This window comes from Gordonia sp. SGD-V-85 (assembly GCF_001456905.1).
Taxonomy (GTDB): Bacteria; Actinomycetota; Actinomycetes; order Mycobacteriales; family Mycobacteriaceae; genus Gordonia; species Gordonia hongkongensis.
Genome location: NZ_LNQO01000001.1, coordinates 395,264 through 409,820, shown reverse-complemented (window position 1 = coordinate 409,820; position 14,557 = coordinate 395,264). Strand labels below are relative to the sequence as shown.

The window sequence follows — 14,557 nt, the reverse complement described above, 5'->3', positions numbered from 1 at the left end:
GCCGCACACGTCGGACGGCTCTCGAAAGGTCCCCACAATGGCAACTGTCAATGGCGGTCAACTCCTTGCCCGCGCACTCGCCCAGGCCGGCACGACGGAGGTCTTCACCCTCCACGGCGGACACCTCGACGCCTTCCTGATCGCCTGCGCGGGAGAGGGAATCCGGCTCACCGACACCCGCCACGAGGCCAGCGCCGGCCACGCCGCCGACGCCTACGCACGCGTCACGGGCGGGTTAGGCGTCTGCGTGGTCACCTCGGGACCCGGGTTCACCAACGTCTACACCGCCCTGGCCAACGCCTATCTGGACCGCTCACCGACGCTGTTCGTCGTGGGCGCCCCGCCGCTGCGGGAGACCGAGACCAATCCGCTGCAGGGCGGTTTCGATCAGATCGCCGCGGCCGATCCGGTCACGAAGTGGGCATACCGGATCACCGACGCCGCCCGGGTCCCCGAGATCGTGGCGCTCGCGATCCGCAAGGCCACCAGCGGCGTGCCCGGTCCGGTCCTGCTCGAGCTGCCCATCGACGTCATGTTCGGCGAGGCCGACGACGACCGGGTGCGCTTCCCCACCAACTACCGGGTACCGACCCGGTCCGGGGCGGATCCCGACGCCGTCACCCACGCGCTCGACCTGCTTCACACCGCATCGAATCCCGCGATCGTGATCGGCGGCGGCGTCACCTTCTCGCGTGCCGAAGAAGCGCTCGTGACCTTCGCCGAGACCGTCGGCGTACCCGTCTTCTACCCGGGCAAGGCCGACGGCGCCATCCCGGCCGACCATCCGCTCGCCGGTGGCGGACTCCTGTCGATGGGCACCATCCCGGCTCTTGGGGCACCGACACCCGACGTCGTCCTCATGGCGGGCACGCGGGCAGGGATGTTCACCGGCGGCCGCGCCAGCATGTTCCCCGATGCCAAGATCATCCAGATCGACATCGACGCCGCAGAGATCGGCCGGATCTACGACGTCGAGGTTCCCATCGTCGCCGACTGCCGCGCCGCGCTCGAACAACTCGCGGCCGAAGCCGCCGGACGAACCTGGCCGGACTGGTCGGAGTGGGCGGCTACGGTCAAGGCCGCCAAGGGCGCTCACGCCGCCGGTTTCCCCGACGCGGCCACCGACACCGGAAAGATGCACCCCTACTTCGCCGCCAAGGCCATCGTCGAAGCATGCCCGCCGGACACCATCTTCGTGCTCGACGGTGCCGAGGCCCCGTCCTGGGCGGAGTTCTTCGTCGCCGTCGGCCGTCCGGGAAGCGTCCTGCGGCTGGGTTACCTCGGGTGCCTGGGTGTCGGGCCGGGATTCGCGATCGGAGCGGCCCGCGCCCGACCAGGCGCACCCGTCGTGCTGATCACCGGGGACGGCGCGGCCGGCTTCCACCCGCAGGAGTTCGACACCATGGCCCGTCATCACCTGCCGGTGACCACGGTCGTCTTCAACAACGCCGTCTGGGGCATGTCGATCCACGGCCAAGAGGCCGTCTTCGGGCCCCGAGGCGTGGTCGTGTCCGAGCTGGCCGACAGCGACTACGAGAAGATCGCCGAGGCCTTCGGCGGTATCGGCATGCGCGTCAAGCACATCGACGATCTCGCCCCGGCCGTCGACAAGGCACTCGGCGCCGGTGTCCCCGCCTGCATCAACGCCGAGATCGAACCCGGCATCGTCCATCCGATCACGACCATGATGCTCGGCGACGTGACGAGCACCGACGAGATCGTCGTCCCCTATTACGAGAACCTGCCCCGGTGACCACCGACCACACCCATCGAGAGGGAAAGACCATGGCAGACCAACGAGTCGCAGGCAAGATCGCCGTCGTCATCGGCGGCGGCTCGGGCATCGGCGAAGCCGCGGCCCGTACCCTGGCCGCTCACGGCGCCACGGTGGCCGTGGCCGACGTGAATCGCGAAGCCGCCGAATCGGTTGCGCGAGAAATCGGGGGCGGTGCGCGGGCTCACTGGGTCGACGTGACCGACGAGGAATCGATCGCCGCACTCCTCGCCGGTGTCTCCGACGACCTCGGCGGCGTGGACACCGTGGTGAACTGTGCGGGGCTGAACGTCCCCGGCTTCATCGTCGACCTCGACGCACAGCAGTGGCACACGACCATCGAGCTGTGCCTCACCGGCTCGTTCCTGGTGACCAAGCACGCGGGACGAACGCTGAACGACGGCGGATCACTCATCGGCATCGCCTCTCTCAACGCCCGCCAGCCGGCAGCCGGCTTCGCGGGCTACTGCGCGGCCAAGGCGGGCATGGTGATGCTCGCCGAGGTCGCCGCACTCGAGCTGGCCCCGCGCGGTATCCGGGTGAACTCGATCTCGCCGGGACTCGTGGACACCCCGCTGGTGCAGACCCTCACCTCCATTCCGGTCATCCAGGACGACTTCACCGCGAACACCCCGCTGGGGCGCAACGGCCGACCGGACGAGATCGCCGACGCGGTACTCTATCTCGCCTCCGACGACTCGCGGTGGGTCACCGGGGAGACGATCAACATCAACGGCGGCGCGCATCTGCGCCGGTACCCCGATGTGATGCGACATCTCGCCGAGATCTCGGCCGCGCAATGACGGCTCCGACACAACGGGACGACGCCGAGACGCGCACCGCGACCCGGGCCGGCGGATACCGTCTCGCCGAGCAGAGCCGGCTCCGGGCCCGTCTGCAGGGGAACGCCCCGGCGTTGTCCGGGGCCGGGGTCCACCTCACCTACCGGCAGCTCGACGACCGCACCAGCCGCCTCGCGAACGTGTTGCGCGACCGCGGCATCCGAGCCGGTGACCGTATCGCCGTGTTGGGCAAGAGTTCGACGGAGATCATCGAGACGGTGCTCGCCGCCGCGAAGATCGGCGCGGTCACCGTGCCAGTGAACTGGCGACTCTCGGTCCGCGAGCTCGGCGAGGTCGTCGCCGACGCACGAGCACGTCTGATCGTCTGCCACCGCGACTTTCTCGACTCGGTCGCCGAGATACGTTCGAATGCAAACACTCTCATCGAACCGATCGTGTACGGCGACCCACGACAACCGCGGTCGTACGAACAGTTGGTGGCGACGGCGTCCTCGAGCGATCCGGGTCATGTCGGAGACGCCGACGACGTCGTCCTCCAGCTCTACACCTCGGGCACCACCGGCCGCCCCAAAGGGGTGCTCACCTCCAACACCAACCTGGGCGCCTGCACCCAGGCCGGTGGGCCGTGGGGCTTCGACGAATCGTCGGTCAGCCTGTGCGCGATGCCCCTCTTCCACATCGGCGGGCTGGGCTGGGCGCTGGTGGGACTCGCCAACGGCGCACACAACATCGTGATCTCCGACTTCACCCCGGAGTCACTCCTGGACACTTTGGTCGGCGAACGCGTCACCAACGTCTTCCTGGTCCCGACGGTCATCGGCATGCTCGTGGACGTACCGGGCGCCGAGCGGGCCGATGTCGGAGCATTGCGTTCGATCGCCTACGGGTCCGCACCGATCACCCCTGCGCTGCTGCGACGGACTCTGCGCACCTTCGGCACCCCGCTGTTCCAGGTGTACGGACTCACCGAGACCCACGGCGCAGTAACTCAACTCGACGCCGAGGACCACAGCACCGACCCCGATCGCGCTCACCTGCTCCGCTCCGTCGGCCGGCCGTACCCCTGGGTGGAACTGAGCATCCGGACCGCATCGGGGAAGGACGCGCCGCGCGGCGAGCAGGGCGAGATCTGTGTGCGGACACCGCAGGCGACCCGCGGCTACCACCGACGCGACGCCGAGACCGCGGCGACCATCGATCCCGACGGCTGGTTGCACACCGGCGACATCGGCCGGATCGACGCCGACGGCTACGTGTACGTCACCGACCGGCTCAAGGACATGATCATCACCGGCGGCGAGAACGTCTACCCCACCGAGGTCGAAGCGGTTCTCGGCGACCACCCGGGTGTCGCACAGGTCGCGGTCGTCGGGCTGCCGCATGACACCTGGGGTGAGGTGGTGACGGCGTTCGTCGTGGCCGCACCGGGACACGAGGCCACTGCCGCTGACCTGCGCGCCTTCGCCCGGGCGCGGCTGGCCGGGTACAAGGTGCCCAAGGCCGTCCACGTCGTGGACACGCTCCCACTCGGAGCGACCGGGAAGATCCTCAAACGTGCCCTGCGCGAGCAGTTCACGACTCCTCCCGGACCGGCCGGGTCAACCCCGACGCCCCCCGACCAGTGAGGTGACATAACGCGCGGGTACGTCGAACCAGACCTCGCGGGCCGGTGCCAACTGCAGCGCCGAGGACGGCAGCTCGGTCGTGTAGGTCAGGTTGAGTGTGCCGGAGAAGTCGGGGTCGACACGATCGAGCGCGGGGATCTCGATGACGAGACCGTCGGTGTCGAGACGAGCGCGGACCATCGAACCTGGCACGGCCGTCCACTCGCAGTCGACGGATCGACCCGCCCGGCCGGGCACGGTCGACATGGTCGCCAGCACGCGGCGCTGGGTCAGCGCCAGGGCACCGGTGAAGGGACGGACGTTGCCCTGCGCCTTCCGGCCCGGGACCCGGCCGCTGAATCGCAATGTCACGGGCACGAATTCGACGATGTGATGGGCGTGCTCGGCGACGACTTCGCCGCGTAGGTCGTCGGGGAGTTTGCCGATGCCGAGCATCCGGCGCAGGGAGGCCACGGCCACACCCTAGAGCCGGTGGCGCCGTTTCGTCAGGCGAATGCCGCGACCACGTCTGCGGCGCGTCTCAGCTGCTCGGGGTCCGAACTGGTCGGGATGAGTTGCACCTCGTCGGTGCCGATGTCGGCGAAGCGCCGGAGGACCTCGGTGAGCTCTGCCTCGGTGCCCGCCCACCCCGTGGTGGGTGCGATCGCGTCGACGAACTCCGTCGGGATCCAGTTCATGTAGTGGTGCAGGTGCCGGGTCACCTGGGCACGGGGTCCGTCACCGTCACCGATCGCGAACCAGAACGAGGTCGCGAGGTGCGGCGCCGCGCGGCCGGCGTCTGCCCACGCCGACCGGGCGACGTCGAAGAGTTCGTTCTGCTTGCGGGTGTCGAGATCGAGGGTGACCCCGGCGATCCCGTCGGCCCAGTCGACCGCGCTGCGGATGGTCTTCGGTCCGGTGGTGCCGACATGCAACTGCGGCCCGCCCTTCCGGTGCGGCGGCGGACCGACCGGCAGGACCGACTCGGTGAGCTTGTCCCCGGCCCACACCCGTTTCATCGTCGCGGCCCGGTCGGCCAGTTGACGCATCGTCTGCGTCGACGGGTCGGCGCCGACCGCCCGGTAGTCCTCGTGTCGCCCACCGACTCCGAGCGCCACGGTGAGGCGTCCGGCCGACAGCATGTCGCCGGTCGCCAGCGACTTGGCGAGCATCACCGGGTCGTGCAGCTGCGGGACGACGACCGTCATCACCAGCGGCACCCGGCGCGTCCACGCCGCCAGGGCCCCGAGGAAGGTCAGACATTCCGGGTTGTCGAACGCGATGCGTTCACCCCAGCACAGCGAGCTGAACGGACCGTCGTCGATGGTGGTGGCCCACGAGTGGAGCGTCTCCGCGTCGAGATCGGGCTCCATCACGGGCATCGTCATCCCGATGCGCACGAGCGCCATTCTGGCACGGACACCCCGCGCCCGGACGTGGTTTCGCAGATGTCGCGCATCGTTGCGGGAAACGCACCGATGCGCGACATCTGTTGTGTCAGTTCTGGTTCCGTCCCGGACTACCGGACGCGGCCCGTCCCACATGCGCCGACCGCACCGGCGAGTTCTTCAGTTCGCGCAACGCGGTCCGCAACCCGCGGCGCTTGCCGGTCTCCGGGTCGACGCCGAAGTGGTCGGTCATCCCCTCGCGGATCGCGAACCGCAGCTCCGACGCCGTCTCCGGCGCATCGTCGGATGTCGCCTTCAACAGTGAATTCGGCAGTGCCAGCTTCGCGATGGTCCGGAACGACTGGGCATATTGACCCAGGAGGGTCCCCGTCGTGTACGGCAGGTCGTATTTGTCACACAACTCGCGGACACGCACACCGATTTCCTCGTACCTGCTGCTCGGCAGGTCGGGGAACAGGTGGTGTTCGATCTGATGACTGAGGTTCCCGCTCATGAACCGCATCAGCGGTCCGGCCTTGAAGTTGGCCGATCCCAACATCTGACGCAGATACCAGCGCGGTTGGTCCTCGTTCTCGAACTCGTCGACCGTGAACTTCTCGGCTCCGTCGGGGAAGTGACCACAGAAGATCACCATGTACGCCCAGTAGTTCCGGATGATGTTCGACGTGAAGTTCGCGGTGAGCGTCGTCTTCCAGTTCGGACCCGCCAGAGCCGGGAAGATCAGATAGTCCTTGGCCGCCTGTTTGCCGACCTTGGTGCCGATCACCCGGAGATCCTTGGCCGCCTGACGGTAGGTCTTCTCTTTGTTGCGCAGCTTCTCCGTCTCCAGATGGTGCAGCGCCACACCGTATTCGAAGAACGTGCCGAGCGTCAGGTTGTAGATCGGGTTACCGACGTTCCACCACTCCCAGGGCTGGTCCCGGGTGACGCGCAGGATTCCGTAGCCCACGTCGTCGTCCATCCCGACGACGTTCGTGTACTTGTGATGGACGAAGTTGTGCGAGTGCTTCCACTGCACGCTCGGGCAGGTGGTGTCCCACTCCCACGACGACGAGTGGACCTCCGGATCGTTCATCCAGTCCCACTGGCCGTGCATCACGTTGTGGCCCAGTTCCATGTTTTCTATGATCTTGGCGAGCGAGAGCATCGCGGTCCCGGCAGCCCAGGCGACCTTCTTGTCGCTGAACATCAGGGCGAGCCGGCCACCGGCAGCGAGGCTGCGCTGCAGGGTGATGGCCCGGCGGATGTACTTGGCGTCGGCCTCGCCCCGCGACTCCTCGATGTCACGACGGATGGCGTCCAACTCGGCGCCGAGGGTTTCGACGTCGCTCTCGGTGAGATGTGCGTATTGATCGATGTCGGTGATGGCCATGAAGCCTCCTACAGATCTAGGGTGCATTCACCAGACACGGCGCTGATGCATGTCTGGATTCGTTCTCCTTCGCGACGTTCCTCGCCGGTGCGCAGGTCACGCACGTAACCCCCGGCGAGCGGCACGACGCAGGTCTGGCAGATACCCATCCGGCAGCCGAACGCCATCTGGATTCCCAGGTTCTCCCCTGCTTCGAGAAGTGTTGTGGCGCCGTCGATCTCGGCTTCCTTGTCCGAGATCGCGAACTTCACGGTGCCGCCCTCGCCACCGTGGTCGGTGCGCGCGATGGCGAACCGCTCCACGTGGAGACGTTCACGCAGGCCGCCGTCCTCGTAGTGCGACTCCATCGCGTCGAGCAGCGCGACCGGTCCGCAGGCCCAGCATTCGCGTTCACGCCAATCCGGCGCCCACTCGTCCATCCGCGAGACGTCGAACTTGCCCATCTCCTTGGTCAGCTGGAGATTCAGATCGTAATCATCGGCCTCGTCGGCGAGCGTCTCCATCTCGTCGAGGAAGATCACGTCGTCGCGGGTGGGCGCGGAGTGGATGTGCACGATGTCGGGTGTCTGACCGTGCGAACTCAGCTGCCGCAGCATCGCCATGACGGGAGTGATCCCGCTGCCCGCGGTCACGAACAGGATCTTGCCCGGAACCGGCTCGGGCAGGTGGAAGTCGCCCTTGGGCGACTGCAGCCGGATGATCGTCCCGGGGCTGACGCCGTCGACGAGATGCGACGACAGGAATCCGTCGGGGTTCGCCTTGACCGTGATCGCGATGGTCTTGTCCTCGTTGGCGCCGAACGACGTCAACGAGTACGACCGCCAGTGCCACTTGCCCTCGATCTGCAGACCGATCCCGACGTACTGGCCCGGTTTGTACGACTCGGGGAACCCCCAGCCCGTCCGGATGGTGACTGTGGCGGTGTCGTCGGTCTCCTTGGTCACGTCGAGCACCTTGCCGCGGAGCTCGCGCGCGCTCCACAGCGGATTGATCAGGTGCAGATAGTCGTCGGGCAGCAACGGGGTAGTCGCTCGGGCCACCAGACCCCGGATGATGTTGACCTCCGGCTTCCGGGCCTCGACCCCGGCCGCCGGCCGCTTGCTCCACTTCAACAGGTTCACTCAGACTCCTCCCCTAGAAATCCCCACGGCTGGAGTTACTGACCGGTACTACCCTTCGGTGCACGACTGTACACATCAATCGGTGACCGCGGTCACACGATTTGATACTGGCAGGTCACGACCGGTGCCGCGACCCGTTCGGTCACCAGGTGAAGGCGCCGCCGGTCCAGATGCCCGTCGCGATCAGCGCGAAGAGGAGTTCGATGCCGATCGTCTTCACCGCCGCCTTCAGCGCCGAGAACGCGCCCCGCCACGCGCCGTCGAAGCTGCGCGTGCGGACGAGTTCCGATGCCAGCGCACCCACGATGAAGCCGAGCAGCAGGCCGATGACGGGGACGACGAAGAAGCCGACGATGCCGACCAGGCCGCCGACCACGATCGTGCGGTTCGGGATCGCGTCCGCGCGCAGCGACCGGCCCGCGATCAGATACTTGAGCACCTCGCCGATGCCGATGACGACGATGGCCAGAGCGAACACCGACCAGGCCCAACCACCCACGACGAGGGCCCACACGAACAGTGCGCCGACGATGAGCAAGGTGCCGGGCAGGATCGGCACGACGATGCCCACCAGGCCCACCAAGATCACCGCTGCGACCAGCAGCTCACCCCAGAACGGCACCCGGACCTCGTCCGATCACTCGCCGGGCTTCGACGACGCACCGGGGCGCGCGTCGGCGGGCCGGTCGTCGGTCTTGACCATCGAGGTCATCGCCGGGGCCTGATCGTGCGGGGCCTTTTCGTGCGGGGCCGGCCGTGGCGGCGGGCCCGACGGACGCGGCGGGGTCCCCGACGGGGGTATCGGCGCGGGCGGTACCGGGCGCGGACCCCCGGCCGGCCGCGGTACGGGTGGCCGGGGCCCGGGCGGCGGTCCCGGACGACCGGGCGGCGGTCCCAGCGGCGCACCCGGTGGTTTCAGTACACCGGGAGGCGGACCCACGGGTCCGCGCGGCGGGCCGACCGGGCCGGGCGGTGGCCCGGGGCGTCGCGGAGGCGCCGGGGGCGGGGTCGGCGGAAGGTTAGTGGCCTTGCGAACGGCCGGGCGGCCCGGCACGGGTGTGACGAGCGACGCGGCGCGGACGGCACGCTCACGCGCGACCGGCACGTCGTCGGCTGTCGCGGTGACCACGCCCATGCGCCGGCGGTGGAAGCTCTCGGGCTTGCCGAACAGTCGGATGTCGGTCTCGGGTACGGCAAGTGCGGCGGCGACGTTCTCGAAACCGATCGCCGGCTCGTCGAGTTGCCCGTAGATGACGGCCGAGGCACCCGGGGACGCGAGCGTGACGTCGACCGGGAGACCGAGGATCGCGCGGGCATGCATCTCGAACTCGGACAGTCGCTGGGTCGCCATCGTGACGAGGCCGGTGTCATGGGGCCGCGGGCTGACCTCGGAGAAGTAGACATCGTCGCCCTTGACGAAGAGTTCGACGCCGAAAACGCCGCGCCCGGCCAGCTTTCCGTCACCGAGCGCGGTGGCGATGCGCGCCGCGATCGAGGTCGCCGAGGCGTGCGCGTCGGTGCTCATCTCATGGGGCTGCCAGCTCTCCACGTAGTCGCCGTTGATCTGTCGGTGACCGATGGGCGCACAGAAGTGGGACGTGAGCCGGCCGGTGGCCGGATCGATCGCACGAACCGTGAGAAGGGTGATCTCGTAATCGAATTCGACGAAGCCCTCGACGATGACGCGACTGCCCTGCACCCGACCACCAGTGTTCGCGGTCTCCCAGGCCGAGGCCAGCTCCTCGGGGCCCCGCACGACCGACTGTCCCTTGCCCGACGACGACATGACGGGCTTGATCACACACGGGAACCCGACCTGGCGGGCCGCGACGGTGACCTCCTCTAGAGTGTCGGCGAAGAGATACGGCGATGTCGGCAGCCCGAGTTCCTCGTCGGCGAGACGTCGGATTCCCTCGCGGTTCATGGTGGCGACGACAGCGCTCGCGGTGGGGATGACCTCGGCGATACCGCGTTCGGCGACGTCGACGAGGGCCTCGGTGGCGATCGCCTCGATCTCGGGCACCACGTACGCGGGACGATGTTTGTCGATGACCGCGTGCAGGGCGGCGGGGTCGGTCATGTCGATGACCTCGGCATGGTGGGCGACCTGGTGGCCGGGCGCGTCGGCGTAGCGATCGACGGCGACGACCTCGACGCCGAGGCGCTGGAACGCGATCACGACCTCTTTGCCGAGTTCACCTGCCCCGAGGACCATCACCTTGGTCGCGGTCGGACTCAGCGGCGTGCCGATGACGTCCGGCGGCCCGGTCGTCGGCGCCGGCTGGGCTGCGCTGGGCGCACTCTCGCTGTTCGACGTCATCCTCAAATCCTACTTGCCGCCAGCACAGATCCCGGCGCACTCCTCCACCTCGTCGAACACACCAAGGACCGTCGGGTGATCATCCCGTCACCTCGTGCACGAAGCACCAGCGCCACACCTCGTCCGGTTCGGCCGAACGCATGACCGGGTGCCCGGTCTCGTGGAAGTGACCGTTCGCGTGTCGTCGCGGGCTCGAATCGCAACAACCGATGTGCCCGCACGTCAGGCACTTCCGAAGATGTGCCCAGTGGGTCTCGCCGATCGCGACACAGTCCTGGCAACTGCGGTCGTCGCCCGATGCCGGCGCCGGGTCGGCGGCCGGCGCGGCGTCGAACGACTCCAGTTCGACGCAGCGCGCCGTGCTCGAGGCGTCGGAACCGGACCCCGCCGGCCCGGACGCGGCCGATGACTTCCGCCGAAAGATCTTCATGCCCGACATTATCCATCGGGCCGGCGCGATTAGAGTCGCTCGAATGGGCGCATCGCTACTGCTGGTCGCGGTCATCGCCGTGGCGGTCGCCGCGTTGTGTCGTCGCTATGGCTGGTCATCGCCGCTGGTGCTGGTCACCGTCGGTCTCGGGATCGCATGGATTCCCGAGTTGCCGTCGGTGGCCCTGGAACCCGAGCTCGTGCTCTTCCTCATCCTGCCGCCGCTGCTGTACTCGGCCGCGCAGGAGAGTTCATATCAGGCGTTCCGCGCCAACTGGCGTGCAATCGGATTCCTGGCGGTCGGCCTACCGCTGGTGACGACCCTGGTGGTCGGATACGTCGCATACCTCGTCGTCCCCAATCTCCCGCTCGCCGCGGCACTGGTCCTCGGCGCGGTCGTCGCGCCGCCGGACGCGGTGTCGGCGCAGGCGATCGGCCGCCGGCTCGGTCTGCCGCGCCGGATGATGACGCTGCTCGGCGGCGAGAGCCTGCTCAACGACGCGACGGCCCTCACCGCGTTCCGGATCGCGCTCGCCGCGGCGGTGGGGGCCACCGCGACGGTCGGCGAAGGCGTCCTGACGTTCGCGGTGGCCGCCCTCGGCGGCCTGGTCGTGGGCCTCCTCGTCGGGGTGGTCGTGTCCTGGGTGCGTGTCTGGCTCACCGACCCGCCGATGGAGACAGCGATCGGCATCATCGTCCCGTTCAGCACGTACTACGCGGCCGAGGAACTGCACGGCTCGGGTGTCATCGCGGTGGTCACCGCCGGTCTCTACCTCGGGCACCGATCGGTGCGGCTGGGTTACGCGACGCGACTGCAGGACGACGCGGTGCGCAAGTCGATCGACACCATCCTCGAGTCGTTCGTCTTCCTGCTGATCGGCCTGCAGCTACCCATGCTCATCGAGGGCGTCGAGAACGAGTCGTGGACGCAGATCGCCATCGACGCCGCGGCGGTCCTGGCGGCGACGATCCTCGTGCGGATCGTCTGGGTCTTCCCCGCGACCTACCTGCCCCGCCTGCTGTCGCGTCGGATCCGCGACCGCGAACCGTCACCCACCCCGGCGTCGGTCTTCGTCGTGTCCTGGGCCGGCATGCGCGGAGTGGTATCGCTGGCCGCCGCGTTCGCCATCCCCGTGTACACCGAGGCGAACGAGCCCTTCCCCGCCCGCGCGGAGATCCTGTTCCTGACCTTCGTCGTCGTGGTGGGCACGCTGTTGATCCAGGGCACGACGCTGCCCTGGGTCATCCGGTTCCTGGGCGTCAGCGGCGACGAGCGAGCCCAGGACCGGCTGGCCTATGCATCCGCGCAAGACCGGGCGTCCCGCGAAGCCGAACGCCGGCTCGACGAATACGCCACCGAGCTGACCGACGACGATCCGCGCCGCCTCCAGGTGGCGATGCTGCGCAAGTGGATCACGACGCAGCGCAACGTCGCGTGGGAGGAGCTGGGCCGCGGACCCGAGGACCTCGGCGAGAGTCCGACGTCGGCCGGGGCCCGTCTGCGGACGGAGATCCTGCAGATCCAGCGCGCGGTGTTCATCGCCGAACGCGACGCCGGCCGTATCGACGACGAAGTACTGCGGATCGCGTTGCGCCGCCTCGACTTCGCCGAGGGACAGGGCGACCGCGACGTTTAGTCCCCCACCCGAACGAACCCGGGGAGTTCTGCCCATTCCGCGTTCGGAAGTCCTGCCCTACCTTCGGTTCCCATGACCACGACCATGACCCGCCTGGCCACCGCCGGCGCCTCCCTCGTCCTCTCCGCCGGCTCGCTCGCCGTCGGCACCTCCACCGCTGCCGCCGCTCCGTCCGCACCGTCCTGCGATGCCGGGCAACGGACCGTCACCTCTGTCGTCACCGCGCAGTCGGCGGCGTCGATCTGCCAGTGGCGCACCGACGGCACGCTCGAATACCGGGGTGTCGCCCGCTCCAGCGGGAACGCCCTGTGCATCCCGGTGTCCGAGGTGCACCGGCAGGAGAACGGCAGTGGCCGTTACTACTACGTCGCCTACAACAACGGATACAAGTACTCCGTCTTCGACGGACTGGGCCTGAGCATCGTCGGCCCCGACGGGTTGCTGATCAGCTCCGAGGACGCGATCGGCTGAGCGAGAATGTCATTCGTCGTCGACGAACGCGGCGAACACGGCGGTCTCTTCCGTACGGCCGCGCAGCGAGGTGGTCTCCTGTTCCTCCCAGCGCGCCGCCTCACTCGGTTGCGCGGCCTTGACCGCACGCCCGGAGGCCAACGGGCGCCGCGGATCCCGCTTGGCCAGTTCCGACAGCCGGGCACTCTCGTTGACCGGGTCGCCGATGACGGTGTACTCGAATCTCTCGATGGCACCGACGTTCCCGGCGACCACGGCCCCGTGGCTGACCCCGATCCCGGCCGACAGCTCCGGTACCTCCTCGGCCAGACCGGAGGCGATGTCGCGGGCGGCGGCGAGTGCGCTGCCGGCGGCGTCGTCGAGGTCGATGGGTGCGCCGAAGATGGCGAGCACCGCGTCGCCCTCGAACTTGTTCACCAGGCCGTCGTGTTCCTCGACCGACCGCACGATGACGGCGAAGAACTTGTTGAGGATCTCGACGACCTCGGTCGGTCGTCGTTGCGCGGCAAGCGTCGTCGAACCGATGACGTCGACGAACAGCGTGGCGGCCAGACGTTCGGTGCCACCGAGTTCGGGACTCGACGACATCGCCGCCTCGGCGACCTCATGGCCCACGTGACGGCCGAAGAGGTCCCGTATCCGTTCTCGCTCACGGAGTCCGGTGACCATCGAGTTGAAACCGACCTGTAGGTCGCCGAGTTCGGTGCCGTCGTAGACGACGAGGTCGGCGTTCTCGAGGTCGCCGTCGCTCACGCGGTTCATCCCGGCACGCACGCTGCGGATGGGTCCGGTCACACTCATGCTCGACAGCAGCGTCAGGAGCAGACCGGTGAACAGGGCGGTGACCCCGAGGACCGTGGCACCGACGAACAGGTCGAGCTTGGAGGTCTCGTCCCGTGCGAGCCCGAAGGCCAGCACCAGCAGGATGCCGATGATCGGGATCGCCGAACCCACCATCCACGAGACGACCGAGCGCGCCTTCACACCAGTGCGCTTACGCCGACGATGCCCGGCCGAGATCAGTTCCGCTGCAACGGGACGCAGCGTGAAGTCGATGAAGAGATATGAGATCGCCACCACCACGACGCCACTGAGGCTCACCACGAACAGCGTCTTCGGGATCAGCTGCGGGTCGACGATCCCGTACATGATCGTGAGCATGACGGTGGCGACACCCCACAGGAAACCCTGCACCAGCGACAGCCGCCACGGCAGCCGCATCGTCCGCCGGGCGTCACGTTTCGTCGGCGGGACGTCGCGGATGGCCCAGCGCAGGTCGCGGACGCCGACGTAGGTACCCCACCCGATCCCGACCACGAAGGCCACGGTGATGTAGACGGGCACCACGATGAAGTTGACCCACCAGAGTTCGGCGGTGAAGACGGTCGGCTGCGGGATGCCGACCGCGGTGAGCGCGACCGCGACGATCGCGCCGAACATGTTGGCCACCACGATCGACGCGGTCAGCAGGGTCTGAATCCGGACCCGCTGCTTGATGCTGCTCTCGCCGACGGATCCGAGCAGGATGGAACCGTAGTCGCGACTCCCCCGCTTGGCACGCATGGGCACTAGCTAATCACGAGCCGTGCCCGGATCCGCGACGAGCTTCGCGGAGCC

General features: G+C 68.3%; 13 protein-coding genes. 5 read left to right on the top strand and 8 right to left on the bottom strand.

The genetic code is table 11. The features are described 5' to 3' along the window. Window positions 1-37: 37 nt before the first annotated feature. The 3 genes from AS181_RS01795 to AS181_RS01785 are packed head-to-tail and all read left to right on the top strand — an operon-like array spanning window position 38 to window position 4,202. A complete protein-coding gene (locus AS181_RS01795; protein WP_058249876.1) occupies window positions 38-1,753 on the top strand; it encodes a thiamine pyrophosphate-binding protein in 1,716 nt (571 codons plus the stop codon). A 32-nt stretch (window positions 1,754-1,785) separates the two neighbouring features. Continuing rightward, on the top strand, window positions 1,786-2,577 hold the full coding sequence (locus AS181_RS01790) for an SDR family NAD(P)-dependent oxidoreductase (protein ID WP_175404244.1): 792 nt from the start codon (window positions 1,786-1,788) through the stop codon (window positions 2,575-2,577). Next, on the top strand, window positions 2,574-4,202 hold the full coding sequence (locus AS181_RS01785; protein ID WP_058249875.1) for a long-chain-fatty-acid--CoA ligase: 1,629 nt from the start codon (window positions 2,574-2,576) through the stop codon (window positions 4,200-4,202). The genes AS181_RS01790 and AS181_RS01785 overlap by 4 nt, the downstream gene beginning before the upstream one ends. Here the strand turns inward: AS181_RS01785 and AS181_RS01780 are convergent. The 7 genes from AS181_RS01780 to AS181_RS01750 form a co-directional block, all read right to left on the bottom strand. After that, the gene (locus tag AS181_RS01780) at window positions 4,176-4,655 is read right to left on the bottom strand and encodes a hypothetical protein (RefSeq protein WP_231742213.1); all 480 of its coding nucleotides are present in this window, start codon (window positions 4,653-4,655) and stop codon (window positions 4,176-4,178) included. The genes AS181_RS01785 and AS181_RS01780 overlap by 27 nt on opposite strands. A 32-nt stretch (window positions 4,656-4,687) precedes the next feature. Continuing rightward, window positions 4,688-5,590, bottom strand: a complete 903-nt coding sequence (locus AS181_RS01775; RefSeq protein WP_231742211.1) for an LLM class flavin-dependent oxidoreductase — start codon at window positions 5,588-5,590, stop codon at window positions 4,688-4,690. An 88-nt stretch (window positions 5,591-5,678) separates the two neighbouring features. Further along, window positions 5,679-6,962 (bottom strand): fatty acid desaturase family protein, encoded by a 1,284-nt coding sequence (locus AS181_RS01770; protein WP_058249873.1) that lies wholly within the window; start codon window positions 6,960-6,962, stop codon window positions 5,679-5,681. Between the two features lie 8 nt (window positions 6,963-6,970). Next, window positions 6,971-8,083: a ferredoxin reductase gene (locus AS181_RS01765; protein ID WP_058249872.1), complete on the bottom strand. Its 1,113-nt coding sequence runs from the start codon at window positions 8,081-8,083 to the stop codon at window positions 6,971-6,973. Window positions 8,084-8,225: 142 nt separating this feature from the next. Continuing rightward, window positions 8,226-8,705: a DUF456 domain-containing protein gene (locus tag AS181_RS01760; protein ID WP_058249871.1), complete on the bottom strand. Its 480-nt coding sequence runs from the start codon at window positions 8,703-8,705 to the stop codon at window positions 8,226-8,228. 15 nt (window positions 8,706-8,720) lie between these two features. Next, a complete protein-coding gene (purT, locus tag AS181_RS01755; RefSeq protein WP_058249870.1) occupies window positions 8,721-10,403 on the bottom strand; it encodes a formate-dependent phosphoribosylglycinamide formyltransferase in 1,683 nt (560 codons plus the stop codon). 79 nt (window positions 10,404-10,482) lie between these two features. Further along, window positions 10,483-10,833 (bottom strand): UBP-type zinc finger domain-containing protein, encoded by a 351-nt coding sequence (locus AS181_RS01750; RefSeq protein ID WP_058249963.1) that lies wholly within the window; start codon window positions 10,831-10,833, stop codon window positions 10,483-10,485. A gap of 43 nt (window positions 10,834-10,876) precedes the next feature. Here AS181_RS01750 and AS181_RS01745 point away from each other — a divergent pair, with 43 nt between their 5' ends. Both AS181_RS01745 and AS181_RS01740 read left to right on the top strand, forming a co-directional pair. Next, window positions 10,877-12,469 carry a Na+/H+ antiporter gene (locus tag AS181_RS01745; protein WP_058249869.1) on the top strand — a complete coding sequence of 531 codons (1,593 nt, stop codon included), beginning with the start codon at window positions 10,877-10,879 and terminating at the stop codon, window positions 12,467-12,469. A gap of 72 nt (window positions 12,470-12,541) precedes the next feature. Next, a complete protein-coding gene (locus AS181_RS01740) occupies window positions 12,542-12,940 on the top strand; it encodes a hypothetical protein (RefSeq protein WP_058249868.1) in 399 nt (132 codons plus the stop codon). A gap of 9 nt (window positions 12,941-12,949) precedes the next feature. Here the strand turns inward: AS181_RS01740 and AS181_RS01735 are convergent, their stop codons facing one another. Continuing rightward, window positions 12,950-14,503, bottom strand: coding sequence for an adenylate/guanylate cyclase domain-containing protein (locus tag AS181_RS01735; RefSeq protein ID WP_058249867.1), 1,554 nt, complete (start codon window positions 14,501-14,503; stop codon window positions 12,950-12,952). Between the last annotated feature and the right edge of the window lie 54 nt (window positions 14,504-14,557).